This window comes from Embleya sp. NPDC020630, assembly GCF_044334985.1.
Taxonomy (GTDB): domain Bacteria; phylum Actinomycetota; class Actinomycetes; order Streptomycetales; family Streptomycetaceae; genus Embleya.
This window is the reverse complement of record NZ_JBIRUB010000003.1, coordinates 803,679-825,700: the sequence shown is the minus strand read 5'-3', so window position 1 is coordinate 825,700 and position 22,022 is coordinate 803,679. Positions and strand designations below refer to the sequence as shown.

The 22,022-nt window shown below is 71.3% G+C and carries 26 protein-coding genes and 2 tRNA genes; 13 read left to right on the top strand and 15 right to left on the bottom strand.

Features of this window, described 5'->3' with window-relative positions; genetic code table 11:
* Positions 1-143: 143 nt before the first annotated feature.
* Together ACH4XV_RS15110 and ACH4XV_RS15105 are read left to right on the top strand one after the other, a co-directional pair.
* Positions 144-227: transfer RNA gene (locus ACH4XV_RS15110), tRNA-Leu, on the top strand.
* 197 nt (positions 228-424) lie between these two features.
* Positions 425-982, top strand: coding sequence for a hypothetical protein (locus ACH4XV_RS15105; RefSeq protein ID WP_395789791.1), 558 nt, complete (start codon positions 425-427; stop codon positions 980-982).
* 52 nt (positions 983-1,034) lie between these two features.
* Here the strand turns inward: ACH4XV_RS15105 and gndA are convergent, their stop codons facing one another.
* On the bottom strand, positions 1,035-2,471 hold the full coding sequence (gene gndA / locus ACH4XV_RS15100; RefSeq protein ID WP_395789789.1) for an NADP-dependent phosphogluconate dehydrogenase: 1,437 nt from the start codon (positions 2,469-2,471) through the stop codon (positions 1,035-1,037).
* A gap of 180 nt (positions 2,472-2,651) precedes the next feature.
* Here gndA and ACH4XV_RS15095 point away from each other — a divergent pair, with 180 nt between their 5' ends.
* Both ACH4XV_RS15095 and ACH4XV_RS15090 read left to right on the top strand, forming a co-directional pair.
* Entirely contained in the window at positions 2,652-3,851 is a 1,200-nt protein-coding gene (locus ACH4XV_RS15095) for an MFS transporter (protein WP_395789787.1), read from the top strand.
* A 55-nt stretch (positions 3,852-3,906) separates the two neighbouring features.
* Complete coding sequence (locus ACH4XV_RS15090; protein WP_395789785.1) at positions 3,907-4,560, top strand: hypothetical protein; 654 nt, start codon at positions 3,907-3,909, stop codon at positions 4,558-4,560.
* Positions 4,561-4,575: 15 nt separating this feature from the next.
* On the opposite strand, the gene ACH4XV_RS15085 is transcribed toward ACH4XV_RS15090, so the two are convergent.
* Together ACH4XV_RS15085 and ACH4XV_RS15080 are read right to left on the bottom strand one after the other, a co-directional pair.
* Entirely contained in the window at positions 4,576-4,782 is a 207-nt protein-coding gene (locus tag ACH4XV_RS15085; protein WP_380002758.1) for a DUF397 domain-containing protein, read from the bottom strand.
* Entirely contained in the window at positions 4,779-5,624 is an 846-nt protein-coding gene (locus tag ACH4XV_RS15080) for a helix-turn-helix domain-containing protein (protein WP_395789783.1), read from the bottom strand. The genes ACH4XV_RS15085 and ACH4XV_RS15080 overlap by 4 nt, the downstream gene beginning before the upstream one ends.
* A gap of 139 nt (positions 5,625-5,763) precedes the next feature.
* Here ACH4XV_RS15080 and ACH4XV_RS15075 point away from each other — a divergent pair, with 139 nt between their 5' ends.
* From ACH4XV_RS15075 to ACH4XV_RS15065, 3 genes are read left to right on the top strand one after another with little or no spacing between them, the layout of a single operon-like run.
* Positions 5,764-5,985, top strand: a complete 222-nt coding sequence (locus ACH4XV_RS15075) for a hypothetical protein (RefSeq protein ID WP_395789781.1) — start codon at positions 5,764-5,766, stop codon at positions 5,983-5,985.
* Positions 5,982-6,233: a hypothetical protein gene (locus tag ACH4XV_RS15070; protein WP_395789779.1), complete on the top strand. Its 252-nt coding sequence runs from the start codon at positions 5,982-5,984 to the stop codon at positions 6,231-6,233. The genes ACH4XV_RS15075 and ACH4XV_RS15070 overlap by 4 nt, the downstream gene beginning before the upstream one ends.
* Positions 6,234-6,248: 15 nt before the next feature.
* Positions 6,249-6,617, top strand: a complete 369-nt coding sequence (locus ACH4XV_RS15065; protein ID WP_395789777.1) for a hypothetical protein — start codon at positions 6,249-6,251, stop codon at positions 6,615-6,617.
* A gap of 111 nt (positions 6,618-6,728) precedes the next feature.
* Here ACH4XV_RS15065 and ACH4XV_RS15060 read toward each other — a convergent pair whose 3' ends face one another.
* The 3 genes from ACH4XV_RS15060 to ACH4XV_RS15050 form a co-directional block, all read right to left on the bottom strand.
* Positions 6,729-7,454, bottom strand: coding sequence for a HEAT repeat domain-containing protein (locus tag ACH4XV_RS15060; RefSeq protein ID WP_395789775.1), 726 nt, complete (start codon positions 7,452-7,454; stop codon positions 6,729-6,731).
* An 82-nt stretch (positions 7,455-7,536) separates the two neighbouring features.
* Positions 7,537-7,980 (bottom strand): PPOX class F420-dependent oxidoreductase, encoded by a 444-nt coding sequence (locus ACH4XV_RS15055; protein ID WP_395789773.1) that lies wholly within the window; start codon positions 7,978-7,980, stop codon positions 7,537-7,539.
* Between the two features lie 36 nt (positions 7,981-8,016).
* Positions 8,017-8,610, bottom strand: coding sequence for a TetR/AcrR family transcriptional regulator (locus ACH4XV_RS15050; protein WP_395789771.1), 594 nt, complete (start codon positions 8,608-8,610; stop codon positions 8,017-8,019).
* A gap of 88 nt (positions 8,611-8,698) precedes the next feature.
* Between ACH4XV_RS15050 and ACH4XV_RS15045 the strand changes: the two genes are divergently transcribed.
* Complete coding sequence (locus ACH4XV_RS15045; RefSeq protein WP_395789769.1) at positions 8,699-9,025, top strand: rhodanese-like domain-containing protein; 327 nt, start codon at positions 8,699-8,701, stop codon at positions 9,023-9,025.
* A gap of 74 nt (positions 9,026-9,099) precedes the next feature.
* On the opposite strand, the gene ACH4XV_RS15040 is transcribed toward ACH4XV_RS15045, so the two are convergent.
* The 4 genes from ACH4XV_RS15040 to ACH4XV_RS15025 form a co-directional block, all read right to left on the bottom strand.
* The gene (locus tag ACH4XV_RS15040; RefSeq protein WP_395789767.1) at positions 9,100-9,567 is read right to left on the bottom strand and encodes a hypothetical protein; all 468 of its coding nucleotides are present in this window, start codon (positions 9,565-9,567) and stop codon (positions 9,100-9,102) included.
* A gap of 127 nt (positions 9,568-9,694) precedes the next feature.
* A complete protein-coding gene (locus ACH4XV_RS15035; protein WP_380002766.1) occupies positions 9,695-10,135 on the bottom strand; it encodes a DUF6325 family protein in 441 nt (146 codons plus the stop codon).
* Between the two features lie 378 nt (positions 10,136-10,513).
* A complete protein-coding gene (locus tag ACH4XV_RS15030) occupies positions 10,514-10,981 on the bottom strand; it encodes a hypothetical protein (protein ID WP_395789765.1) in 468 nt (155 codons plus the stop codon).
* A 64-nt stretch (positions 10,982-11,045) separates the two neighbouring features.
* Positions 11,046-11,792 carry a hypothetical protein gene (locus tag ACH4XV_RS15025; RefSeq protein WP_395789763.1) on the bottom strand — a complete coding sequence of 249 codons (747 nt, stop codon included), beginning with the start codon at positions 11,790-11,792 and terminating at the stop codon, positions 11,046-11,048.
* Between the two features lie 368 nt (positions 11,793-12,160).
* Between ACH4XV_RS15025 and ACH4XV_RS15020 the strand changes: the two genes are divergently transcribed.
* Complete coding sequence (locus ACH4XV_RS15020) at positions 12,161-12,691, top strand: cell division protein SepF (protein ID WP_380002769.1); 531 nt, start codon at positions 12,161-12,163, stop codon at positions 12,689-12,691.
* A gap of 123 nt (positions 12,692-12,814) precedes the next feature.
* Here the strand turns inward: ACH4XV_RS15020 and ACH4XV_RS15015 are convergent, their stop codons facing one another.
* From ACH4XV_RS15015 to ACH4XV_RS15000, 4 genes are read right to left on the bottom strand one after another with little or no spacing between them, the layout of a single operon-like run.
* A complete protein-coding gene (locus ACH4XV_RS15015; RefSeq protein WP_395789761.1) occupies positions 12,815-13,423 on the bottom strand; it encodes an NTP transferase domain-containing protein in 609 nt (202 codons plus the stop codon).
* Positions 13,424-13,470: 47 nt separating this feature from the next.
* Complete coding sequence (locus ACH4XV_RS15010) at positions 13,471-14,685, bottom strand: sensor histidine kinase (protein ID WP_395789759.1); 1,215 nt, start codon at positions 14,683-14,685, stop codon at positions 13,471-13,473.
* Positions 14,682-15,371 (bottom strand): two-component system response regulator CseB, encoded by a 690-nt coding sequence (gene cseB / locus ACH4XV_RS15005; protein WP_078977097.1) that lies wholly within the window; start codon positions 15,369-15,371, stop codon positions 14,682-14,684. Before cseB ends, ACH4XV_RS15010 begins: the two co-directional genes overlap by 4 nt.
* Positions 15,368-15,940: a hypothetical protein gene (locus tag ACH4XV_RS15000; protein WP_395789757.1), complete on the bottom strand. Its 573-nt coding sequence runs from the start codon at positions 15,938-15,940 to the stop codon at positions 15,368-15,370. Before ACH4XV_RS15000 ends, cseB begins: the two co-directional genes overlap by 4 nt.
* A gap of 110 nt (positions 15,941-16,050) precedes the next feature.
* Between ACH4XV_RS15000 and ACH4XV_RS14995 the strand changes: the two genes are divergently transcribed.
* Entirely contained in the window at positions 16,051-16,908 is an 858-nt protein-coding gene (locus tag ACH4XV_RS14995) for a polysaccharide deacetylase family protein (RefSeq protein WP_395789755.1), read from the top strand.
* A 140-nt stretch (positions 16,909-17,048) separates the two neighbouring features.
* On the opposite strand, the gene ACH4XV_RS14990 is transcribed toward ACH4XV_RS14995, so the two are convergent.
* Positions 17,049-17,122: transfer RNA gene (locus tag ACH4XV_RS14990), tRNA-Lys, on the bottom strand.
* 218 nt (positions 17,123-17,340) lie between these two features.
* Here ACH4XV_RS14990 and ACH4XV_RS14985 point away from each other — a divergent pair.
* Genes ACH4XV_RS14985 through ACH4XV_RS14975 form a run of 3 tightly spaced genes read left to right on the top strand, consistent with a single transcriptional unit; the run spans position 17,341 to position 22,021 of the window.
* The gene (locus ACH4XV_RS14985; protein ID WP_395789753.1) at positions 17,341-18,720 is read left to right on the top strand and encodes a hypothetical protein; all 1,380 of its coding nucleotides are present in this window, start codon (positions 17,341-17,343) and stop codon (positions 18,718-18,720) included.
* Between the two features lie 45 nt (positions 18,721-18,765).
* Positions 18,766-20,754 (top strand): AAA family ATPase, encoded by a 1,989-nt coding sequence (locus ACH4XV_RS14980; RefSeq protein WP_395789751.1) that lies wholly within the window; start codon positions 18,766-18,768, stop codon positions 20,752-20,754.
* Positions 20,747-22,021, top strand: coding sequence for a hypothetical protein (locus tag ACH4XV_RS14975; protein ID WP_395789749.1), 1,275 nt, complete (start codon positions 20,747-20,749; stop codon positions 22,019-22,021). The genes ACH4XV_RS14980 and ACH4XV_RS14975 overlap by 8 nt, the downstream gene beginning before the upstream one ends.
* Position 22,022: the final 1 nt, after the last annotated feature.

Sequence of the window (22,022 nt, the reverse complement as noted above, 5' to 3'; positions counted from 1 at the left end):
ATGGTTGGTTTCGGGGTGGGTGGTGTGTTCCGAGTGCCGGCCGGACGGTTGGTCGCGGCCGATATGTGCCGGCCGGCCGCAGCTCGGGGCACTAACATGAGCCCTGGCCGGCCTCGGGGCATCGTCGCGAAGGCCGGTCGCACGCGGCCGTGGCGCAATTGGTTGACGCAGCAGGTTTAGGTCCTGCCGTCCGAGAGGATATGAGGGTTCGAGTCCCTTCGGCCGCACAACGGTGTTTTTCCTCGGTGTCCCGTCCCCGGTGATTGCCCCCGGCGTTGTTCGCGGCGTCTCTGCCCGGTGTGTGCTTCCGGTGTGTACCCGGTGTTCGTTCCGGTGGGTTTCCGCCGGGTTTCGGCCGGTCTTGTGCTGGTGGCGTCGGCCCCGCCCACGCTAGCTTTCGGCATGTCGTCTTTGGGGAGGCGCCATGCACTGCGAGTACTGTCCGAAGGTTGCCGGCGGCCGCGCGCAGATGCCGCCCGCGGACATGATCGTGCCGAAGATCGCCGGCGAGTGGGTCGGATGGGTGCGGACCGCCGCCGAGCGGGTCGAGTCGTCCGGGCGGGGGCTGCCGGCGCGGGGCGAGGCCGACTGCGTGATGAGCTTCGGTCGGCGGGTCTTCGAGGGCTCGGCCAAGCGTGGACTACACGCCGAGATGGACTGCCTGCATCAGGCCCGGATGCTCGGACTGCCGCTGGAGACGGGCGAGTTCAAGGACGCCGCCCACGCGTGTTGTCTGATCTGCGCATCGGCGCTCGCGGCGGTGGGCATCCGGCACGTGCCGGCCGTGGACCCCGATCCGGACGCGTGCATGAGCTGGCACGCCCCGGGGTTCCTGTTCGAGGATCCGCTGCTGTGCGTGGGGTTGATGGGCGATCGGGCGGCGCACCTGTGGCTGCGCCATCTGACGCCGGCGGTGCGGCGGCAGTTGCGCGGGTCGTTGACGGGCGCGATGACGCGGTTGTTGGCGGGGCGTTGGGAGTGAGGGCTTCCGGCGGGGACGGGGTGGGCGCCCCCGCCGGGTTCGCCGACCCCGGTCAGACCGCGTGTTCCGTGCGGTCGCGGGACCACTCGGTGTGGAAGGAGCCGTCGCGGTCCACCCGGCGGTAGGTGTGCGCGCCGAAGAAGTCGCGCTGAGCCTGGATCAGCGCGGCGGGCAGGCGCGGCGAGCGCAGGCCGTCGTAGTAGGCGAGGGCGGCGGCGAACCCCGGTGCGGGGATGCCCAGTTCGGCGGATGTGGCGACCACGCGGCGCCACGCGTCCTGGGCACCGGCGAGCGCGTCGCGGAAGTAGTCGGCGCTCAGCAGCGAGTCGGGCCGCTGCGGGGAGTCGTACGCCTCGCGGATCCGGTCCAGGAAGCGGGCCCGGATGATGCAGCCGCCGCGCCAGATCTCGGCGACCTTGCCCGGGTCGATCGCCCAGTCGTACTCGGTGCTGCCCGCCTCGATCTGGTGGATGCCCTGGGCATACGCCACGATCTTGGACGCGTACAGCGCCTGCTCGACATCGTCGGCGAAGCGTGCCGCGGCCTGTGCGTCGAGCGTGGTGGGCGTCGGTCCGGGCAGGCCCCGGCCCGCCGCGCGGATGTCGGTGTGGCCGGACAGCGAGCGGGCGAACACCGCCTCGGCGATGCCGCTGACCGGAACCCCCAGGTCCAGCGCGGTCTGTACGGTCCAGCGCCCGGTGCCCTTCTGCTCGGCGCGGTCCTGGACCACGTCGACGAACGGCCGGCCGGTGTCCGCGTCGGTGTGGGCGAGTACGTCGGCGGTGATCTCGATCAGGTACGACTCCAGGCGGCCGGAGTTCCAGCCCTTGAACACCTCGGCGATCTCGGTCGGCCGCAACCCGGCGGCGCGGCCGAGCAGGTCGTACGCCTCGGCGATCAGCTGCATGTCGGCGTACTCGATGCCGTTGTGCACCATCTTGACGAAGTGACCGGCGCCGTCCGGGCCGATGTGCGTGCAACACGGGACCCCGTCGACCTTCGCGGCGATGTCCTCCAGAATGGGGCCGAGCGCCGCGTAGGACTCGGGGGAGCCGCCCGGCATGATGCTCGGGCCGAGCAGTGCGCCCTCCTCGCCACCGGAGATGCCGGTGCCGACGAAGTGGATCCCGCGCTCGCGCAGCGCGGCCTCGCGGCGGCGGGTGTCCGCGAAGTGCGCGTTGCCGCCGTCGACGATCATGTCGCCGGGTTCGAGGAGCGCGGCGAACTCGTCGATCACCGCGTCGGTGGGGGCGCCGGCCTTGACCATGATCACCAGGCGGCGGGGCGGTTCGAGGAGGGCGACGAACTCCTCGGCGGTGTCGGCGGGTAGGAAGTCGCCCTCGTGGCCGAACTCGTCGACCAGGGCCCGGGTCTTGGCCGAGGTCCGGTTGTGCACGGCGACGGTGTGCCCGTGTCGGGCGAAGTTGCGGGCCAGGTTGCGGCCCATCACGGCCAGTCCGGTGACACCGATGTGTGCGCGCTCCGCCATGTCGTCAGCTCCTGTCGGCGATGGTGATGATCATCCGTGATCACTCGGACAACATCGTGTGCGGGAGGGGTTAATCCCTTCCGGCCGCAACACGCCGGCGTGCGGGTGGGCGGTGTCGGTGTCGGTGGCCGCAGGCGCGCGGGTGGTGCGCGAGTCGGTGGGGGCCGGCAACATCCGTGGATGCGCCGGAATCGCGAAGTCGTGCTGTCGGTGGTGGCCGCGACCTATGGGTTGTCGGCGATGGGGGATCAGATGGCGATGGTCGTGCTGGTCCTGCGATTACACGATCAAGGCCGATCGGGCGCGGCGATCTCGGCCCTGGTGGTGGCGAGTGTGTTGCCGATCGTGGTGGTGGGGCCGTTGGCCGCGCCGCTGGTGGACCGGGTGGAGAGCGGCCGGTTGGTGGTCGTGGCGACCGGGCTTCAGGCGGTGGTGGCGCTGGGGTTGGTGGTCACCACGAATCTGGTGGGTGTCATCGTGCTGCTGGCGTTGCTCGGGGCCGGGTTGGCAGTGGTTTCACCGACATTGCAACTGCTCGTGCCGGAGATCGTGGGGGACGAGGGCGCGGCGCGGGGTTACGCGCGGATGGAGACGTTTCGCTCGGTCGGCAATGTGGCGGGTCCGGCGGCGGCCGGCCTTGCGGTCGCCGGGGTCGATGATCGGGTGGTCCTGCTCGGGAACGTGGTGTCCTACGCCGTGATGTCGGCGGCGTTCGTGGCGCTGCGGATTCGGCGCGAGCCGGTGTCGGGCGGGCGGGCCCGGCCGGGGTGGCCGGCGCAGGTGCGTGAGGGGATCGGTGTGCTCGGCGGTGATCGGGTGTTGCGGGTGGCGATCCCGACCCTTGCGGTGGCGGTCGTGTTCACCGCGATCCTGAATGTGGCGCGGGTGTTCTTCGTGCGGGACGACCTGGGCGCCGACGACACGGGCTACGGCTGGTTGGTCAGCGCGCACATGGTCGGGATGTTGCTGGCTGCGGCGTTGTTGGCCGGGCGAATCCCGGTGGGGCGACAGCCGGCGGTGCTGATCGGTGCCGGGATGTTGTCCGGCGGGTGCCTGCTGATCAGCGCCACGGCGGCGGTGTTCGCGGTCGCCGTGGCCATGTTCGTCCTGATGGGCGTGGCCAACGTGCTTGCCAACCTGGCCATTCGCAACCTGATCCACGCCCGCGTCCCACCCGAGACCCGGGGCCGAGCCTTCGCCACGTCCAGTGCCGGCCTGAACGCCGCCAACCTGACGGGCGCCGCGTTGGGCGGTCCTGCGGCGACCGCCCTGGGTGGTACGGGAGCCCTGCAACTGGCGGGCGCCGGGACCCTGACGGTGTCCCTGGCGGCGATCCCCCTTCTCTCCCACCACCTCGCCGCCGAGTCGCCGCCGGAGTGATCCGGCGGCGAAATCCGGTTGTTCGAGGGTCGGGGGCGGCGGTACCCATGGGGCCATGAAGCCATCGATCCGACGTACCCGACACGCCCTGCCGCGCGGCGAAGCCGAGGTCTGGGCACCGGCCTCCGCGCGCTACGGGATATCGCCCTACGCCTGCAAGTACCTCCACACCGCCGGTGTCCTGCGCGAATTCGTGTCGGCGGCGGGGTCGTTGGTGGCGCAGGCCCAGTACCTCGCCGCCGCACACCTGGCCCTCAACGGCGCCGAACTCGTCGGCCGCTGCGTCTCGGAGCGCACGGAGCAGGGGGTCACCCAGCGGCTGCGCAACGGCCTGGCCTACCTGGAGGCCCTCGAACCCCCGGAGGAGGGCCGCTTCGTCCCGGAGCCCGACGCCCTGGTCAAACTCCGCGGCTTCACCGCCCACCCCACGCTCGAACCGCCGGCGGGCTCGGAACTCCAGTTCTCCCACGCGACGTTCGAGTACGTCCTCACCCGCCTGGCCCTGGCCACGGACCGCCTGTGGACCGACGCCGACGCAAGCACGATCCGCAAATTCGCCGCAGCGAAGATCGCCCCGATGCGCACGGACGGCCAAAGCCACTACATCGAATCCGTCCTGACCCACATCGAAGCCGGCCACACCCCAGGCACGGAAATCCCCCACGAGCAAGCCTGGCAAGCGGCTCCTTCCGTCATGGCCATTCGCTGAGTTCCGCTGCCCGCGTCAGCGTCGGATCCCGGCGACGAGCGCCGCCCAGGCGCCGTGGTCCGCGCGGACGATACCCGCTGCGCGGTCCTTGCTGTCTCTGACCGCCGCTCCACTCACCGTGGGAGCGACCTCGACGCACTCACCATTGCCCTGGCTGTGGCTGGAGGTTCGCCAGGCATCCAGACCCTTTGCCGATGCTCTGTGGTGCCGCTGCGCGCTCATAGTTCCCTCGATAGTTTCCGGATCAGGTCCTGCGTCTTCGCAACGCTCAACGTGGCAGCCCTCAGATGGTCGAACATCACTCTGTAGTGCTCAACCTCGCCAGTGCGGTCCGGGTAGGGATCTCCGGTGTTCCCTTCGACGTAGACGATGTCGGGGTCGGAGGGGTGCGAGTAGCTCAAGATGACGAACGGCCCGACCAGTGTCCCAAAGTGGGCGCCCGCTGAGAACGGGATGACCTGCATGATGACGTTCTCCAGGTCGGCGACGTCCAGCAATCGCCGAAGCTGCTCCCGCATCACGTCACGGCCGCCCACCTCGCGGCGGATCGCGGCTTCGTCCAAGACGGCGCGAACCTCGAGCGGTGCCGGTCGTGTCAGGATCTGCTGGCGGGTCAGCCGCACTTCGAGCCGCTGCTCAAGCATCTCCTCGGTCAACCCGATCGTGGTGGCGCGGTTGATCGCCTTGGCATAGTGCTCGGTTTGGAAGAGGCCCGGGATTACGTGCTGATACGTATGCATCTGCGCGGCCTCGGCTTCCAAGCCGATGTAGGTCGAGTAGGGCACCTCGCTGTAGAGCTGCCACCACCCCTTCTTTCGGGCTTCGCGGGTGAGCACCGCCAGCTCTTCGCGCCGGGCGGTGTCCGTGACGTCGTAGAGGTCGAGCAGCTTCGTCACATCTGCCGCCGTCGGCGTGGTCCGCCCCGTCTCGATGCGGGACAGCTTGGAGTTCGACCAGGTCAGACGCTTCGCTGCTTCCTCGCCCTTGAGGCCGACGGACTCACGGATAGCGCGCAGTTCGAGTCCGAGGCGTCGGCGGCGGACCACAGGGCTTGATGTCTTCACGGCGCAAGTGTCGCGACAGGGTCACTGTCTGTCGAGCGGGGATGCAATTGCATTCTGTGAGTAGATTGCATCTGACCGTGACGAAGGTGCACACTCGTGCAACCAGGGTGTATCTGGTGCGGAAGGGATGTAGACAGGCATGTCCGAAACGCGATTCACCACTGTCAAAGCCGGCTGTCGGCCGGTGCGGGACCAGGGGAGTGGCCTGATCACGGTGCCGCTGGAGCTGCGGGAGGAGCCTCGGGGCGAGGCCGTCGGGGAGACCGCTTTGCGGCTTGACGGGGTCGGGGCGGAACTGTTGCACGCCTATCTGACTCGGGCCCTGGACGGGGTCGACGGCTCTGCGGAGCGGCGGCGATGAGCGAGATTGCCATTGCCAAGCCCGTGCCGGTCGCGCCGGAATCGGCTCGCGAGGTGCGGGCGACCGTCGGGCGGGTGAGCGACGAGCTTCGGCTGCTCGACGAATCGCGGGAGAGCCTGGTCCTCATGGCCTCCGAGTTGGTCGCGGACGCCGCGCTGCGCTCGGAGGCGGAGTGGCTGATCGTCGGGATCAAAGCCCAGTTGGTGCAAATCGACGGCGGGGAGTGGGAGTTCGCCCCTGTCGTGTAGATCGGCATCCGCGAGGTGGTGCCGCGTCCGACCTGGACCCCGTACGGCTACGGCCCCCAACCCGCCCCGCCTCGCCGCTTCGACCACGGCCGGGGCCTCGGCCTGGTCGCCGAACTGGTCCACCACGACTGGGTATCCGGCTGCTGCGGCTGGTCCCCGGGCACCGCAGGCCCCACCTCGTGGTTCCTGGCCACCGACCTGGACCCCCAGCACGTCACCGGCTCGATCGGCAGCACGATGGCGGTCGCCCGAGGCATCCACGACGAATGCGTCCTGACCCCGGAAATGCTGCTCCCCCAGTCGGACGAGCCGGCCCCCACTCCCGCGCCGCCCTCGACGCTCGTCGTCGAGGAAGTCCCGGCAGAGTTCGCGTATGACCCGTGACGACCTCCTCGCCATGCTCTGGGACAGCCTCGTCCGGGCCGACCGGCACACGCATGTCTATCGGGGGCGGCCACACGAGACGGACTGAGGCAGGCTCGGGTGCGCGGACGATCACAGATCGGAGGCGTCGATCCAGGAGATCGTTGCCACGAGGTCTCGGGCTGTGCTGGTGGCTTCGGTTGCGAGTAGGGACCACTCTCGGCATTCGGCGACGATTTGCGGCCAGGGCTTGTTGCGGTCGATGGGCCAGTCGATGTCGGGTCCGTGGCCTGCATACGCTCCGCCGTCTGCGTTGATGTGCCAGAGCTGGAAGGACAGCACCGCCTGGCCGTGGTCGGCGAGATCGGCGATGGCTTCGGCGAGATGGGCTGTCGGCCATGCGGGGCCCAACCCCTGGATCGAATGGCACAGCGCGGCGGCTCGGGGCGGGAGAACGACGTCGCGGGCACCGAGTTCGGTGAGCGCCCAACGCAGCGCTGTGCCTTCATGGTCGTCGGGGTTCTCCCCCCGCCGTCGGTAGGCTTCGTAGGTCTGGGACAGATGCGGCACGGCATGGTGGATTCCGAGTTCGGCCAGGGCTTCGGCGGCCCACTGCCGGACTACACCGTCATCGCTGCCCAGCAGGTACACGAGGGCGTCTCCGGGGCGCCGATCTCCCAGCGCGGTGAAGACCTCGATGGCGCACAGTTGTCCAAATGAAGCCAACTCCGGTACTGCTGCGATCAATTGGTCCAGTACCTGCGGTCCCAGGGCGATCAGCGCGGCCTGCGCGTCCTCGGCCACCTCACCCGAATCCGCATCCAACTCGCCGACCCGCCGGGCGATCACATCCTCCATGGCGGCGAGTCTGACCTGCGGGCATTCGGCACGCCGGCGGATATCTCGGCTCGACCACCATCGGTGGGAGTCGGTTACGGGCCTATGGGGTGGTCGAGCCCGGGGTTCCCTTGGGGAAGGGTTCCACTCCGACTACGCGGCGGACTTTGGTGGGTTCGATCAGGATGATTACTCGTTGTTCGCCGGGGACCCGCCATTCGTAGTGGTCGGTGCCCACGTAGGCGTGAGCCAGCCTGTCCATGTTGTGGTCTGCCTCGGGGCCCTGGATGAAGTGCGCGGCGTGGCCGCGGATTTGTACTCGGTCGTAGGGGTTCGCCGGGTCGGCCAGGGACAGGCATATGCGCGGGTCGCGGCGCAGGTTTTGTTCCTTGATGCGGCCGATCGCGGTGTTGATCAGGGGCAGGTTGCCGTCGAGGCCCAGCCACATCGGGCTGACGTGGGGGGATCCGTCCTTGTTGATCGTTGCCACGTACCAGATGTGTGGCGTTTCGATCATTCGGCGGGTGTGCGCGGGTAGTTCCACCATGAGGCGATTCCTGCCCGGGGGCGGGTCTTCGGACACTCAGTGGCTCGGGGTTCGGGTTGTTGATTCGGCCAGGTGGAGGATGCCCTCTCGGATGCGGGTCGGGCCGAGTTCCGGGAGTAGGGCCGTTACGTGTTCGGCGGACAGCGGGGCCAGTAGGGCGTGGGACGTGTAGGTCGGGTCCGGGGTTTGTGGCGGGAGCAGGATTGCTACGTGGCGGTGCCAGAACCTGTAGGCGCCGATTCGGTAGCGGGCACCTGGGGTCGAGGTCTCCGACATGCGGATCAGGTCGAGGTGTTCCAGGAGGTAGTCCAGGTAGGCGTCGAGGAATGCCGTGAGGCGTTGCTCCGCCGGGGCTCCTGGGCCGAGTGGCGGCGGGCCGCTGAGGATGGCCTCTTGCAGAGCGCGTTCCCTTGCGTCCAGGAGGGCCGTGGCCAGTCCCGACTTGTCGCCGAAGCGGCGGAACAGGGTGCCCTTGCCGACGCCGGCCGCCGTGGCGATCTGGTCCATCGAGACCGCGGCCACGCCGTGTTCGGCGAAGAGCTTCGCGGCGGCTTCCAGGATGGCGGCACGGTTGCGGGCCGCGTCGGCGCGTTCCTTGGGGGGTGGGGTGCGGAGGAGGTCCAGGCTCACCGGGATTGCAGAAGCGGACTGCGGTCCGTTAATGTCTCGAGGCATAAGCGGACTCTAGTCCGATTCCTTGTGAGGTGGAGGCACCGCCATGACCGCACTCATCACCCGGGACGAACTGCGCGCGGAGATCGCCGGTGGCGGCGTGACCGTCGTCGACGCGCTCGGTGGGGACTACTGGGCCAAGCAGCACCTGCCGGGGGCCGTTGCCCTGGTTCGGGGCGACGTGGACACGCTGGCGCCGACGCTGCTGCCGGACCGGGACGCCGCGATCGTCACCTACTGCTCGAACCCGGCCTGCCCGAACAGCGGCCAGGTGGCCGATCGGCTGACGCACCTCGGGTACACGAACGTGCGCAAGTACGCCGAGGGCATCGAGGACTGGGTCGGCGCCGGGCTGCCCACCGAGTCCGCCTGATCCTCCCCGGGATCGGGCGGGAAAAGGGGGAGGGCCGAGACCCCGCCTCGGCCCTCCCCTCGTGTTCGAACCGGCTACTGCGGTGGATCCGTCAGGTCCGAGATGCGGCTGCCGTCGAGCGGGACCTGATACCAGACGTCGATGGTCGAGCCGTCGCCGAAGTGCTCGGTGACGATGACCGTCGCGTGGCCGGCGCCGCTGCCCTCGTAGCGGACGTCGCGGCTCTCGGGGGTGTTCTGGGCGCGGAAGACCGGGTCGGCCATGTTCTGCTCGGCCCAGGCGTCCAGGCGGGCGTTGAGTTCGGGAGTGAGGAATTCGTTGCGGACCTCGGTCGGGTCCATGTTGGGATTGGTGCCGTTGATCGCGTCCAGGTACTGGTCGTAGAAGGCGGTCACCTTCTCCACGACGCCGATCCGGCGGGCCGCCTGATGGCTGCCGGGCGGCGATGCCTCCGCGGCGAGTGCCGGGGCTGCGAGGCCGCCGGTGAGCAGGAGTCCTGCGGTCACCGCGACGACGGCGGTACGGCCGATGCTGGTGGTCATGTCGACCTCCACGTGCTTGGGGATGTGCCCTTGCATCGGCTGAGACGTCCAACCGGTGGGGCGGGTTGCAGGATTTTGCCCTGCTTTACCCTCCGGAGATCGATTCGTTTCCGCCGGCCCGCCGGGCTCAGCCGCCGTCGGTGCTGCTCGCCAGGGTCTCCTCCGCGTCGTCCAGGACGGACTGCGGCAGACGGGTGTACGAGAGCAATCGGCCGCCCGAATCGCGGATCCGGGTCGCCACCTCGCGGGCCCAGATGTTCTCCACGAACAGCACCACGACCAGCGAATCCGGCGGCATCACCTGCCCGATCTGCTCGGCGTCCTCGGCGCCGGCCAGGCCCAGCAGCTCGCGCGCGGCCAGCTCCGCCGCCATGTCGCGCAGCCCTTCGAATTCGCTGACCTCGTGGCTGCTCACCACCCCCGCGACGTCCTTGACCACGATCAGCGCGTCGATCAACCGGACGTCGCCGCGCTCCTCGACCGACTCGAACGCGTCGAGTACGGCCGAGGTCAGCCGCTGACCAGGAAAACCCAACACGATCGCGTCGACGGGTCCCAACTCGGCCATGCTTCCTCGTCTCGGGGAGTAGGGGTGTGTGTCGCGAAACCCCGGGCACCCGATACGGAGCAGCCGACGCCCACGACCTGCGGCCACCGGAAGCCGGGGACCGGAGGCGAGAGTCGGCGGCCGAACGGCCGACCGGATACCGCAACCGGCCTTCCCGTTCCCGTTGCGCGCCCATTCATGTGTCCGCGCACACGCGCACGCGCCTGCCGGCGATGGAGGATTCGCGCGCGAGCCGCCTTCGGCAGACCGGGGTGTCCGCTGGGTCGGGCGTGCGCCGATCGGGCTGCCGAACCCGGGCGGTGGCGGTGGCGTGTCGGCCCCGCCCGGCGCTGCCCCGACCCGGCTTGTATCGAGTCGCGATCCGGGTCTGGCTTGGAGTTACTGCTCGTATGCGGTTACCGAGGTGTTTGGGTTGCCCTCGTCCGGGCGGAGCCGTTGGGCGATGTATACGTTGCCCTTTGCCGCGACCGGGCGGGATGAGGTCGGGGAGGGGAGGGGGGCCTTCCAGGCGATCCTGCCCGTCTTCGTGTGCAGGGCCGGCAACTGGGCCGCGTTGCCGCTTGAGGCGTCCGGCTTGGTGGCGTCCATTGCTACGTAGACCTTGTCGCCCGCGACGACGGGGGCGCTCCAGGCGCTGTCCACCCGCCGCGCCAGGTCTATCTCGCGCCGGAACCGGTCCCGGAAGCCGTGGTCCATCGCGAACTCCGGACGTACGGTCTTGACCGCCACCCGGACGCCGCTCGGGGACGTGCCGAGGAAGACCTCGCCCATCCCGCCCTCACCCAACCGGCCGCGCAGCCGATACGGCCCCAGCCGCGTCGGATCCCCGTCGCGCAGTGCTTCCATGACTACCGTGTCCCCGTTCCGGTCGTGTCGGCCGGACACTTCAGCCGAAGGCCCCCAACCGGATTCAGCCGATTCCCCCTCGGAAATATCGCTGCCAGGTCTGGGTCTGCCGGGTTTCCGGGTGATCCGGGCCCAACACCCGGGCGAAGTCGGCGACCAGTGGGTCGTACAGGGCCAGTGCCTCGCCGCGGTGGCCGGCCAGGCCGCGGTTGACGGCGTGGCCCGCCCGGGCGACCAGCGACTCCAGGCAGTCGGCGCCCAGGATCCGGATCGAGTCGATCGCGAGCGCGCCGTACATCTCCGCCGCGCGCAGCGGAGCGCCGCACTCCCCGGTGAAGCGGGCCAGGTAGCTGCGCGCGGTCAGCGTGCTCTCCGCCTCGGCGCCCAGCGCGCGGGTCATGTCCGCGACCAACTGGGTGAACAACGTCGTCGCGCGAGGTGGCTCGCCGCCCTCGCCGATGAACCGGGCGTGGCACAGCCGCATGTCGAGGGTGACCCAGTCGCCGGGGCCGAGCGCCTGTCCCGCCACCGGGATCAGCCCGGCCAACAACTGGGCGGCGCGCCGCGGATCGCCGTCGATCCCGACGAAGTGCGCGTATGCGCGGCGGACGTTGAGCGTGTCCCGATCGGTGCCGCCGAGCACCCGGGCGGCGACGTCGCCGAGTTGGTGGTAGAGCCGGACGGCCGCGGCGGGATCCTCACGCATCCCCCATTCCCAGACGGCGCCGACCTGTTCGTTGATCCGGGCACGGGAGGGATACGGCTCTTCGAGCGGACGAGGGGGCCGCACGATGCGGAAAGGCGAATCCATGCTCACCTCCGAAGATGTCGCATCCGAGTCTGCGACCTGCCCCCGGTCCACCGGTAGAGGTATCCGCCTGTGGGCCGTTCGGGTTCATTCGGCGGGCATATTCCGTTATTCGCACACCAGTTCGAGATATCGTGTTCGAACGGATCGGGTGCACTTTCGATGCGGTTGGCTTCGGAATACGCGGATAAAGATCTCAAATAGCGTCAGAAGCCGCACTGAGTACGCCCGTTCGAGGTCGGTTGGATGATCTGTCCGTTTATAGGCGCGTCGTTCGACGCGCCGGACCCGGCACTCGCATACAGTTCGGTCGAGTGGAGGATGACGAGATAACCCGGACGGGGCCGGGACGACCGGACGCGGAGGTGCCCATGGGCGCATTGCGCAAGGCCGGCTCGTGGCTCGGGATCGGTTCGGGGGACGTGGACGACGACCTTTACCGCACCGGCGCGGGTGCCTACGAGACCGGGACATACGACGCGGACGACGACGACACGGGGTCGCGCTGGGTCTACGACGACGAGCCCGAGGAGTCGCGTTCGCGCGCGCTGGAGGGCAGCGTGGTGCCGGCGTCCGAGGTGTTCGCCGCGCGCGCGGCCGCTTCGGAGGCACCGGCGCAGCCGAGCACCCGGATCGCCGTCGTGCACCCGAAGAGCTACCACGAGGCAAGGGCGATAGGCGAGTACTTCCGGCAGGACATCCCGGTCGTGATCGACCTGACCGCGATGGACGAGTCCGACGCCAAGCGTGTCGTCGACTTCGCGTCGGGGTTGACCTTCGGCCGCCGCGGTGCGATCGAGCGGTTGGCGAAGCGGGTCTTCCTGCTGATGCCGGCCGACGCGCGGCTGCTCACGGGCGACCCGACGCAGCAGAACCAGGACGGGTTCTTCAACCAGGCGTAACCGGCGTGGTCGGGAGCGATCCCGGGGGTCGGTGGTTACGGGAATCCCGCCGGACAGGACCCAAGGGCACGCGAGCACGCGAGGACCCGAGCCCCGGCGGCTCGGGTCCTTCGTCGATCGGGGTCAGGGGTCGAGCCGGTCCAGGTCGGCGGGCGTGTCGATGTCGAACGGGTCGGCGATGTCGGCGCACTCGATCAGCCGAACCCGATCCCGTTGCTCGGCGAGCAGCGCCCGGGCACCGGCGTCCCCCTCGGCCCCGGCCGCCAACTCGGCCCACCAGGCGCGCCCGAACAGGACCGGATGGCCGCGCCGACCCGCGTAGGCCGCCGCGATCAGGTCCTCCGGCGCGGCGTGCGCGGCGATCAACCGGGCCACCGCCGCCGCGCCCACGCCGGGCATGTCCACGAGGGTGACCACGACGGCGTCGGCGTCGCCGGGCAGCGCGGCGACCCCGGCGGCGAGCGAGGAGCCCATCCCGCTCGCCCAGTCGTCGTTGCGCACCACGACACAGCCGGTCAACTCGGCCTCGGCGAGCACCGCGTCGGCCTCCGCGCCGAGTACCACCACGACCCGGTCGCACCCGCCGCGGCGCGACTCGGCGACCGCGAACTCCACCAGCGGGCGCCCCCGATGCACCAGGCGGGCCTTCGCCCGCCCCCCGAGCCGCCGCCCACCCCCGGCCGCCAACACCAATCCGACCACATCACCCACGAGGCACACCCCTTTCTTCATCGACCGGGCCGGCCCGGCCCGGCGCAGGCCGAACCGGAACCCACCACTCACCCCGCCGCCGACGCCCCCGAAGGCAGCCTGAGTTCGGCCATCGCGCCGCCCGCCTCCGGATTGCTCAGCGTCAGGGACGCACCCAACACCGCCGCCTGGCCCATCGCGATGGTCAGGCCCAGACCGTGCCCGCCGGCCGCCCGGTCGTCGGTGCCCTTCCGGAAGCGGCTGGGTCCCTCCCGCAGCAGCGTCGCCGGAAAACCCGGTCCCGCGTCCACGACCCGGATCCGCGGCCCGTCCACCTCCACCACCACCGGCGCGAGCCCGTGCTTGGTCGCGTTGGTCAGCAGGTTGGCCAGGATCCGCTCCAGCCGCCTCGGGTCGGTGACCACCACCTCGTCCCCGATCACCCGCAACTCGGCGGCGGGCGCGAGCGCGGCCACCCGCCGGGCGGCGAACGCGCCCAGGGGTACCTCGGTCAGGTCGGCCCGCTGGGTCGCGGTGTCCAGCCGGGCCACCTCCAGTACGTCCTCCACCAGCGAACGCAGCGCCCGGACCCGGTCGCGGACCAGCTCGCCCGGCCGATCCGCCGGCAACAGATCTGCGGCGGCGCTCAGTCCGGTCAGCGGTGTGCGCAACTCGTGCGCGATGTCGGCGGTGACCCGGCGCTCCGCGTCGAGCCGCGCCTGCAACGCGTCGGCCATGGCGTCCACCGCCGTGGCCAACTCCGCCGCCTCGTCCCGACCGCTGCCGCCGATCGCCGCCCGTACCCGGATCGACCGCTCGCCCGCGGTGACCCGCCGAGCCGCGTCGGCGGCCCGCCGCAGCCGACGCGACAGCCGCGCCCCGATCAGCACACCCACTCCGGCCCCGCACACCACCACGCCGGCCGCGCCGATGATCAGCACCCGGTCGAGCGAGGCCAGGTCGCTGGTCCGGTCCCGATAGCTGGAGCGCAGCGACAGGATGTGCCCGTCCACCCCGACCGCCGCCCAGATCCGGCCACCGGACAACTCGGTGGCCCGGTCGCCGTCGCGCACCGCCTGGCGCAGCGCCGCCGGCACCCGCGGGTCGTCCAACCGGCTGCCGAAGGTCGGCTGTCCGGTCCGGACGAACTCGCGCAGGGCCAGGTCGATCCGGTCGATCTGGAGTTTGCGCGCCTCGTCCGCCTGCTTGTAGGCGAAGGCGAAGTGCACGGTCAGACTCAGCGCGACGGCGACCGCCACGCTGACCACCGTGACCACCGCCGAGATCCGCCAGCGCAGACTCACCCGACGGGTCCGGGACGCAGCTTGTAGCCGAAGCCGCGAACCGTCTCGATCCGACCCGGGCCCACCTTGTTGCGCAGCCGCTGGACGTGCACGTCCACGACCCGGGTGTCACCGCCCCAGGCGTACTCCCAGACCCCTTCGAGCAGGGTGTCCCGGCTGAGCACCGTGCCGGGCGATTCGGCGAAGCGCAGCAGCAGCTTCATCTCGGTCGGGGTCAGCGCGAGCAACTCGCCGGATCGGCGCACCTGCACACCGTCCGGGTCGATCTCCAGGTCGCCGAAGCGCAGCGGCCCCGGCTCCTCGCCCGGACCGGCGGTGCGCTGCGCGCGGCGCAGCAGCGCCCGGATGCGGGCGAGCAGCACCACGGTGTCGAACGGCTTGGTCACGTAGTCGTCGGCGCCCGCCTCCAGACCGACCACGATGTCGATCGGGTCGTCGCGCGCGGACACCATGATCACCGGGATCAGGCTCTCCGCCCGAATCCGCCGGCACAGGCTGATCCCGTTCATCAGCGGCAACATCACGTCGAGCAGCGCCACGTCCGGCCGCTCGGCGCGAAACGCGGCGAGCCCGGCCTCGCCGTCGGCGGCGGTGCTCACCCGGAACCCGTCCCGTTCCAGGTTGAGTTGCGTCGCCTCGCGGATGACCTCGTCGTCCTCCACGACGAGCACGTGCGGTTTGCTCACGACACACCCTTTCCGACCTCGTTCTCGACGAACTGCGCACCATCCCACCGCAATCCGACCCCGTGCTCGCCGAAGGGGCAGATCGCCGGCTCGTTGGCCCGGTACGCCGGCAGTTGGAGGACCAACATCTGCTTTGCGACCTCGATCCGACTCCCCGGCTCCTCCGAGGCGAACACCCGCTCGGTGTGCCCGTCCTCGAAGAGCCGGTACACGTACGCGGCGACGTCCCGGCGCATCGTGCAGGTCTCGGGCCCGCAGTGGAACACCGACACCACCGCGATGGGCAGGGGCGTCCCGGGCACTCCCGGCGCGTTCAGATACTGCGCGTTCACCGGGTAGGACGTGCCGCAGGACGGAGTGAGCACCGCCTTGATCTTGACGCCGATCCCCGCGTCCTCCCGCAGCACCCGGACCGGATCGATGCTCAGGCCCGCCCCGGAGGGCGGCGGTGCGAGCGGGATCCCAACCGGTTCCGGCTTGCCCGCGACGCGCACACCGGAGTCCACCGCGCACCCCATGATCAGGGCAAACAGCAACAGAATCAGTGGAAAGCCACGTTTCACCGACATCCGACCGATCCTACCCGTCGAGGGTTGTTACATGATCTACGGACGACCGACGGTCGGCCGCAACGACGACGCGATCAACCGGATGGGCGTCGCCGCATACCGTCCCTGACATGACCTTCGCCAACGATCCCGGCAGTCCGGGTGCTCCGGGCACTCCGGACAACCACGATGCCTTCGGCCGGCTCGGACCCCTCGACACCCCCGAGAGCCGGCGCAACCGCGCCCTGCGGCGGAGTGCGTTCCTGGCCGTGCCGCTGCTCGTCGCGATGGTCGTGACCACCTTCGTCGTCACCGAGGCGGACCCGCTGACCCAGAAGTCGCCGCAGGCCGCCAAGGTCGCGCCGCCGACTGCCCAGATCGCCGCCAAGCCGATCCCCGCGCACGAATCGGTGCCGACCAAGCCGCTGTACCGGGTCCCGACACAGGACAGGGTCGCCTTCCTGACCATCGACGACGGCGCGTACAAGGACCCGGAGATGATCCGGCTGCTGCGCGAGGCGGGCATCAAACCGACGTTGTTCCTGACCGACGAGTATGTGAAGCAGGACCCGGGCTTCTTCCGGAAACTGCGCGACGAGACGGGCGGCGTGATCGAGAACCACACCCTCGACCACCCCGACCTCAAGGGCAAGCCGTACGACGTGCAGAAGAACCAGATCTGCGCGACGTCCGACGACTACGCCCGCGAATTCGGCCGCCGGCCCACGCTGTTGCGTCCGCCGTACGGAAACCACGACGAGAACACCATGCGGGCGGCGGGGGATTGCGGCATCGGGCGGGTCGTGCACTGGAGCGCGGAAATCCGCAACGGCGACATGCGATTCGCCGTCGGCGACGAACTCCGTCCAGGCGACATCGTGTTGATGCACTTCCGCAAGGAATTCCGGGCCGACATCCGGTCGTTCGTCGACGAGACGCGCGCGGCGGGGCTGACCCCGGCGCTGCTGGAGGACTACCTGGGGCGGTGATGGGTCGAGCGCCGACGCGGCCGGCCGGCTCGGGGCGCCGAGCCGAGTTGCCGGGCGTTGATCCGATCCTGGGTGCCGGGATCGGCACATGCGAGAAGGACCCACCGGAAACCGGTGGGTCCTTCTCGATGTTGCCGCTGTGCGCCGCCAGGGACTCGAACCCCGGACCCGCTGATTAAGAGTCAGCTGCTCTAACCAACTGAGCTAGCGGCGCTTGCTGCGAGAGAAATACTACCCGATGTTCGGGGTCGCTCTCACCCGGGTTTGGCTCGCCCGCGGTCTCACCGTCGGTGACGATCACGTTACGAGGACGGGTTCGCCCGGTGTCCTCCCTGGGCCGGTGCGGCCGGGTACCGTGCTGCTTGTACGTCGGCTGCTTGTACGTCGTCACGACCGGCGCAGTCGGGTGGTCGTGTTCGCGGGGGAGACGCCATGTCGGATGCCGGGGCGGTGCGGGCGTTCCGGATGGCCACGCATCGGGAGGGCGAGGTGGAGCCTCGACTCGTCGCGATGCGGGACTTCCTGGCCAACGCCTCCGACGCCGAGGTGGTCCGCAATCGGGGACTGATCGAGAGCCAGATCCAGGCCGTGGCCACCCAGCAGCCGGAGACCGCCGCGCGCATGCTCGCCGACGTGCTCGGGCGCGACCCCCGGGGCCACTACGCCCGCGCGGTCGACGCGGTGCTGCGCTGGTGGGTGGTCCAGCCCGGCAGCGACTTCGCGGAGACCTGGACCACGCTGGAGAAGGCGCTGGAGGCCGGACCGCGCCCGCTGGAGCGCGCGCTGCTCGACGTGCTCGGCGGCCTGGACCCGCGCGCGCCCGTCCGGCGCTGGCGGGTCGCCGCCACCACCCGGGTCCTGGACTGCCTGGAGGAGCGCTTCGAGCAGCCGGCCCGGCACCCCGACCACGACCTGTGGCGGCTGCTGCCGGTGGTCGCGCCGCCCGGTGCGCCGGGTACGCGGGCCGAATGGGTGTGCGTGATCGGCGACCGGGCCGCGGCGCGCGGGGCCGAGGCCGCGGCGCGCACCTGCTACCGGCTCGCCTTCGAGCAGGGCTGCTCCGCCGCCGCGCCGCGCCTGGCCCATCGGCTCGCCGTCGAGGGGCATCGGGAGCTGACCGGCGGCGACCCGGAACGGGCGGTCCGGTATCTGTACGAGGCCGCGATGCTCGATCCGGACCACGCCGAGTATCGCGAGCTGCACCGGGCCGCGGTCGCGGCGCGGGACGGCGGGGCGGCGGCCGGGGTACGGCCCGGGACGGCGGCGGCCCTGGTGGTCGCGGCGGCGGAGCTGTTGGAGCGCGGCGACGACGCGGGCGCGGTGCGGCTGCTGCGGCGGGGGCTGCCGGGCGCGGGCGGGGCGCCGGGGCCCGGTGGGACTTCGGGCGGCGACGCGACGGGCGGTGCCGGCCCCGACGACGCCGGGCACGAGCCGCACGTGGTCGACGAGCCCTACGCCGACACCTGGCCCGCGCGGCTGCTGCTCGGCACGCTGGAGGGCGACGACTCGATGGTGTGCGGCGCCGCGCGCGACCTGCTCCGGCGCTACGGCGCGGGCTGGGTCCGCCGTACGCCGCTGGGCCCGGGCCTGGTGCTGCACCGGGTCACCCGCGCCGACCCGGAACTGGCCGCCGCGCTGCTCGAGGCGTCGCCGGCCGAACTGCGCGAGGGACGACTCGGCCGGGCGATCGCGACGACCGCCGCGTACCGAATACTGGCCTTGGGCGTACGGGACCTGGGCGCGGGACGGCCCGAGGCGGCCCGAACCCGGGCGGACCTGGCCGAGCGGCTGCTCGCCGGCGACGAGGCGTGATCCGACCGGGTGCGATCGAAACGGCGAGGCGGGGGAGAAGGCGACGTGGACACGGACATCCTCGGGGTGCCGGAGCAGGTGTTCGACAGCGGGCTGCTGGTGGCCACCCGCCGGTTCGAGACCGCCTCGGCGGTGGCCCGCGAACTCGGCGCGCACACGATCGAGGTCGCCCACACGCTGATCGCCCTGGCCCGGATCGACGGCGGGCGCGCCTGCGGCCTGTTCGCCCGCCAGGGCATCCCGCCGGACGTGCTCGCGGCCGGCCTGCTCGGCGGCGGCGGACCGGCCGCCGGGGCGGGCGGCAACGGCCGGGGCGGCGCCGGCGCGCTCGGCGGCCTGCCGGTCACCGCCGACCTGCGGGCCGGCTTCGCCGCCGCGGCGGACACCGGCTACGTCGACGAACGCGCGCTGCTCGCGGAGTTGTTGCCCCGCCTGGAGCCGGGCGCGGTGGACCTGCTCGTCGGCTACGGCCGGGTGGACCTCGACGCCTGGCGGGCCGAGGTGGCCGCGGCGCGCCCGGCGGCGGAGGTGTGCCGGGCCGACGGGTCGATCGACGAGGCCGCGTTCGCCCAGGGCGCCCGGCGGGTGCTGGCGATGATGGTCGCCGAGGCGAGCGGACTCGGCCGGCGGCAATGCGGCATCGCGATGCTGCTGCACGCGCTGGCCACCACCCCGGGCGGACTCCTGGAGCAGGCCTTCCTGTTCCTGCGCCGGGATGTACGGGCGCTGCGCGAACAGACCATCGCGCTGACCGGCGCCCGGGTCCGCGGCCCGGCGGGCACCGGCCCCATCACCCCCGACGAGCCGCTGCGGCAGACCCTGCGCCGCGCGGCGACGTTCGCCGCGAGCGGCCCCGACCCGGACCCGGACACCGGTGCCCGGATCACCGAACGCGACCTGCTCGCCGCACTCCTGGACACCCCCAGCGGCCTGGCGGCCGGATTCTTCCGCGACATCGGCCTGGATCTGGACCGGCTGCGCCGCTTCGCGGACACCTATTACCGCGAGCCCGCCGAGCCCGAACCGGACCGGGCCGCCACCCCGATGTCCCCCGAGGAGGCGGTACGCCGGCTGCGCGCGGGCCTGATCGGCCAGGAGAGCGTGGTCGAGCGGCTCGCCTTCCACGTCGAACTCATCAAACGTTCGCTCACCCGCGGCTTCCGCCCGGACGACCGGCCGCGCGCGGCACTGCTCCTGTGCGGCCCCAGCGGCTCGGGCAAGACGATGACCGCCCGGCTGCTCGCCGAGGTCGTCTACGGGTCCGAGGACGACGTCCTGGTCTTCGAGATGGGCCAGTTCAGCGCGCGCGAGTCGATCAACAACTTCATCGGCGCCCCGCCCGGCTACGTCGGCTTCGGCGAGGGCAAGCTCACCAACGGCCTGCGCGACAATCCGCGCCGGGTGTTCCTGTTCGACGAGGTGGAAAAGGCCGACGCGCGGGTGCTCGACGCGCTCCTTCGCCTGCTCGACGAGGGCCGGATCGGCGATCCGGCGGGCCCGGTGCGCGAGGCGCACGACGCGGTGGTGATCCTGACCACCAACCTCGGCGCGACCCACTCCGCGGCCGAGGCCGTCGAGGACGACGTGGACAGCGTGGACAACCTGATCGGCTCGATCCTGGCCGAGGGCTCCACCGGGCACACCGCCGCGAGCGCCCGGCTGCGCCGCACGATGGAGGGGTTCTTCCGGCCCGAATTCCTCAACCGGGTCGACGAGGTGATCCTCTACTCGCCGTTCGGCCCCACCGAACTGCGCGGGATCGCGGACAACGGCCTGACCCGACTCGCCGCGCGGCTGCGCGACCAAATCGGCGTCGCGCTGACCTGGACCGACGAGGCCGCCGACCACATCGCCACCGTCGCCTGGCGCGGCCGGCCGGAGGAGGCGGCACGCGGCGTCAACCGCTGCGTGACCGCCGTGGTGCCGGGCGTGCTGCGCCTGCTCGACGAGGCCGACGCGGCCGGCCGGCCGATCGGCGCGGTCCGGGTGCGGGTGGTGGCCGGTGCGCTCGTGGTGGGGGGCGCCGATGACTGACCGCGCACAACTGCGCGCGTTCGCCGCCCGGCTGCGCGAACACGGCGCCGGCGACGGGCCGTTGGACGGCGAGGCGTACGCGAGCCTGGGCACCGGCGCCGACGCGCAGCCGTGGAGCGCGCGGGCCGAGGAGTTGTGGACCACCGGCGGCGGGCCGTGGCGCACCCATCACCTCGCGGTCGCGCTGCACGCGCGCGCCTACGACCTGGAGCTGGCGGGCGAGAGCGAGGCGGCCCATCCGTACTGGAAACGGGCGTTGGCGCACTGGGCCGAGCTGTACCACGACAGCGCCTTCTGGGACCGGATGCACGAGCACCTGGAGGCGGTCGCCGGAAGCCCGGTGCCAGCGGCGACCGTCCAGGAGGTCCGCGAGCGGCTGCCGCGTGACCTGCTCGCCCCGCACCTGACCCTGGCCGCCGATCGGCGCCTGCGCGACCCGCTGTCCGCGCGCGAACACCTCGACCTGGTGCGCGAGTCCGGCTTCCCGCCGTCGGTGATCGCCAACGCCCGGGCCGACCTGGTCCGCGAGGCGCTGGCCCAGGCGTCGCGCGACGTCGAGGAGGGCCGCTACGACGACGTGGTCGAACTGCTCGCCTCCTGGCTCACGGTGGACCCCGGCAACTCGGCGGCGGCCCGGGCCCTGCTGTACGCGACCCGGCGCCACATCGAGATCGTGGTGGCCGCGCCCGGGTGGGCGCACAAGATCGAGCCGCTGGTCGAGCGGGTGGCCCGGCTCGTGCTGCCCGCATGGGACGAAGTGGGCACACCCGAGGGCTCGTTCGCGGTCGAGCTGGCCCGGCACGAATACTGGCGCGGCATCGTGGTGCGCGAGTTGGAGTCGGGCCCGGCCACCGAACCCGCCGTACTGGAGCAGGCCACGCTGCGCTCGGGCCGACACCTGCTGCGCGCCCTCGAACTCGACCGCGATCTGGCGCTCAAGAGCATGTACCGCGACGTCGAGCAACTGGCCGCCGAGGAATGGGCGTTGGCCGCCACCGCCCGACAACGCCAGGGGCTGCCCGACGGACATGTGCGGGACGCGTTGCGCCGGGCGCTGGCGATGTCCGCGCCCGGGCCGTGGGGGCGGCTGTTCATGGCCCGCGTACTGATCAACCTGCACGCGCCGCAGCCGGAGGACCTGGCCACCGCCCGCCGGCTCGCCGACGAGGTGGCCGCCGACCCGGACGCGGACAAACCCGAGATCGTCAACGCGCTGCGCGGCGTCGTGTTGTCCCTGGCCACGGGGCACGGCCCCGCATGGAGTTGAG

Coding starts and splice junctions, on each gene's coding strand:
- ACH4XV_RS15090 (WP_395789785.1), top strand. CDS start 3,907: ATGAAGCCATCGATCCGACGTACCCGACACGCCCTGCCGCGCGGCGAA.
- ACH4XV_RS15095 (WP_395789787.1), top strand. CDS start 2,652: ATGCGCCGGAATCGCGAAGTCGTGCTGTCGGTGGTGGCCGCGACCTAT.
- ACH4XV_RS15085 (WP_380002758.1), bottom strand. CDS start 4,782: ATGAGCGCGCAGCGGCACCACAGAGCATCGGCAAAGGGTCTGGATGCC.
- ACH4XV_RS14975 (WP_395789749.1), top strand. CDS start 20,747: ATGACTGACCGCGCACAACTGCGCGCGTTCGCCGCCCGGCTGCGCGAA.
- gndA (WP_395789789.1), bottom strand. CDS start 2,471: ATGGCGGAGCGCGCACACATCGGTGTCACCGGACTGGCCGTGATGGGC.
- ACH4XV_RS15055 (WP_395789773.1), bottom strand. CDS start 7,980: ATGGTGGAACTACCCGCGCACACCCGCCGAATGATCGAAACGCCACAC.
- ACH4XV_RS15105 (WP_395789791.1), top strand. CDS start 425: ATGCACTGCGAGTACTGTCCGAAGGTTGCCGGCGGCCGCGCGCAGATG.
- ACH4XV_RS15025 (WP_395789763.1), bottom strand. CDS start 11,792: ATGGATTCGCCTTTCCGCATCGTGCGGCCCCCTCGTCCGCTCGAAGAG.
- ACH4XV_RS15030 (WP_395789765.1), bottom strand. CDS start 10,981: ATGGAAGCACTGCGCGACGGGGATCCGACGCGGCTGGGGCCGTATCGG.
- ACH4XV_RS15045 (WP_395789769.1), top strand. CDS start 8,699: ATGACCGCACTCATCACCCGGGACGAACTGCGCGCGGAGATCGCCGGT.
- ACH4XV_RS15075 (WP_395789781.1), top strand. CDS start 5,764: ATGTCCGAAACGCGATTCACCACTGTCAAAGCCGGCTGTCGGCCGGTG.
- ACH4XV_RS14995 (WP_395789755.1), top strand. CDS start 16,051: ATGACCTTCGCCAACGATCCCGGCAGTCCGGGTGCTCCGGGCACTCCG.
- ACH4XV_RS15060 (WP_395789775.1), bottom strand. CDS start 7,454: ATGGAGGATGTGATCGCCCGGCGGGTCGGCGAGTTGGATGCGGATTCG.
- ACH4XV_RS15000 (WP_395789757.1), bottom strand. CDS start 15,940: ATGTCGGTGAAACGTGGCTTTCCACTGATTCTGTTGCTGTTTGCCCTG.
- ACH4XV_RS15070 (WP_395789779.1), top strand. CDS start 5,982: ATGAGCGAGATTGCCATTGCCAAGCCCGTGCCGGTCGCGCCGGAATCG.
- ACH4XV_RS15035 (WP_380002766.1), bottom strand. CDS start 10,135: ATGGCCGAGTTGGGACCCGTCGACGCGATCGTGTTGGGTTTTCCTGGT.
- ACH4XV_RS15020 (WP_380002769.1), top strand. CDS start 12,161: ATGGGCGCATTGCGCAAGGCCGGCTCGTGGCTCGGGATCGGTTCGGGG.
- ACH4XV_RS15015 (WP_395789761.1), bottom strand. CDS start 13,423: ATGAAGAAAGGGGTGTGCCTCGTGGGTGATGTGGTCGGATTGGTGTTG.
- ACH4XV_RS14985 (WP_395789753.1), top strand. CDS start 17,341: ATGTCGGATGCCGGGGCGGTGCGGGCGTTCCGGATGGCCACGCATCGG.
- ACH4XV_RS15040 (WP_395789767.1), bottom strand. CDS start 9,567: ATGACCACCAGCATCGGCCGTACCGCCGTCGTCGCGGTGACCGCAGGA.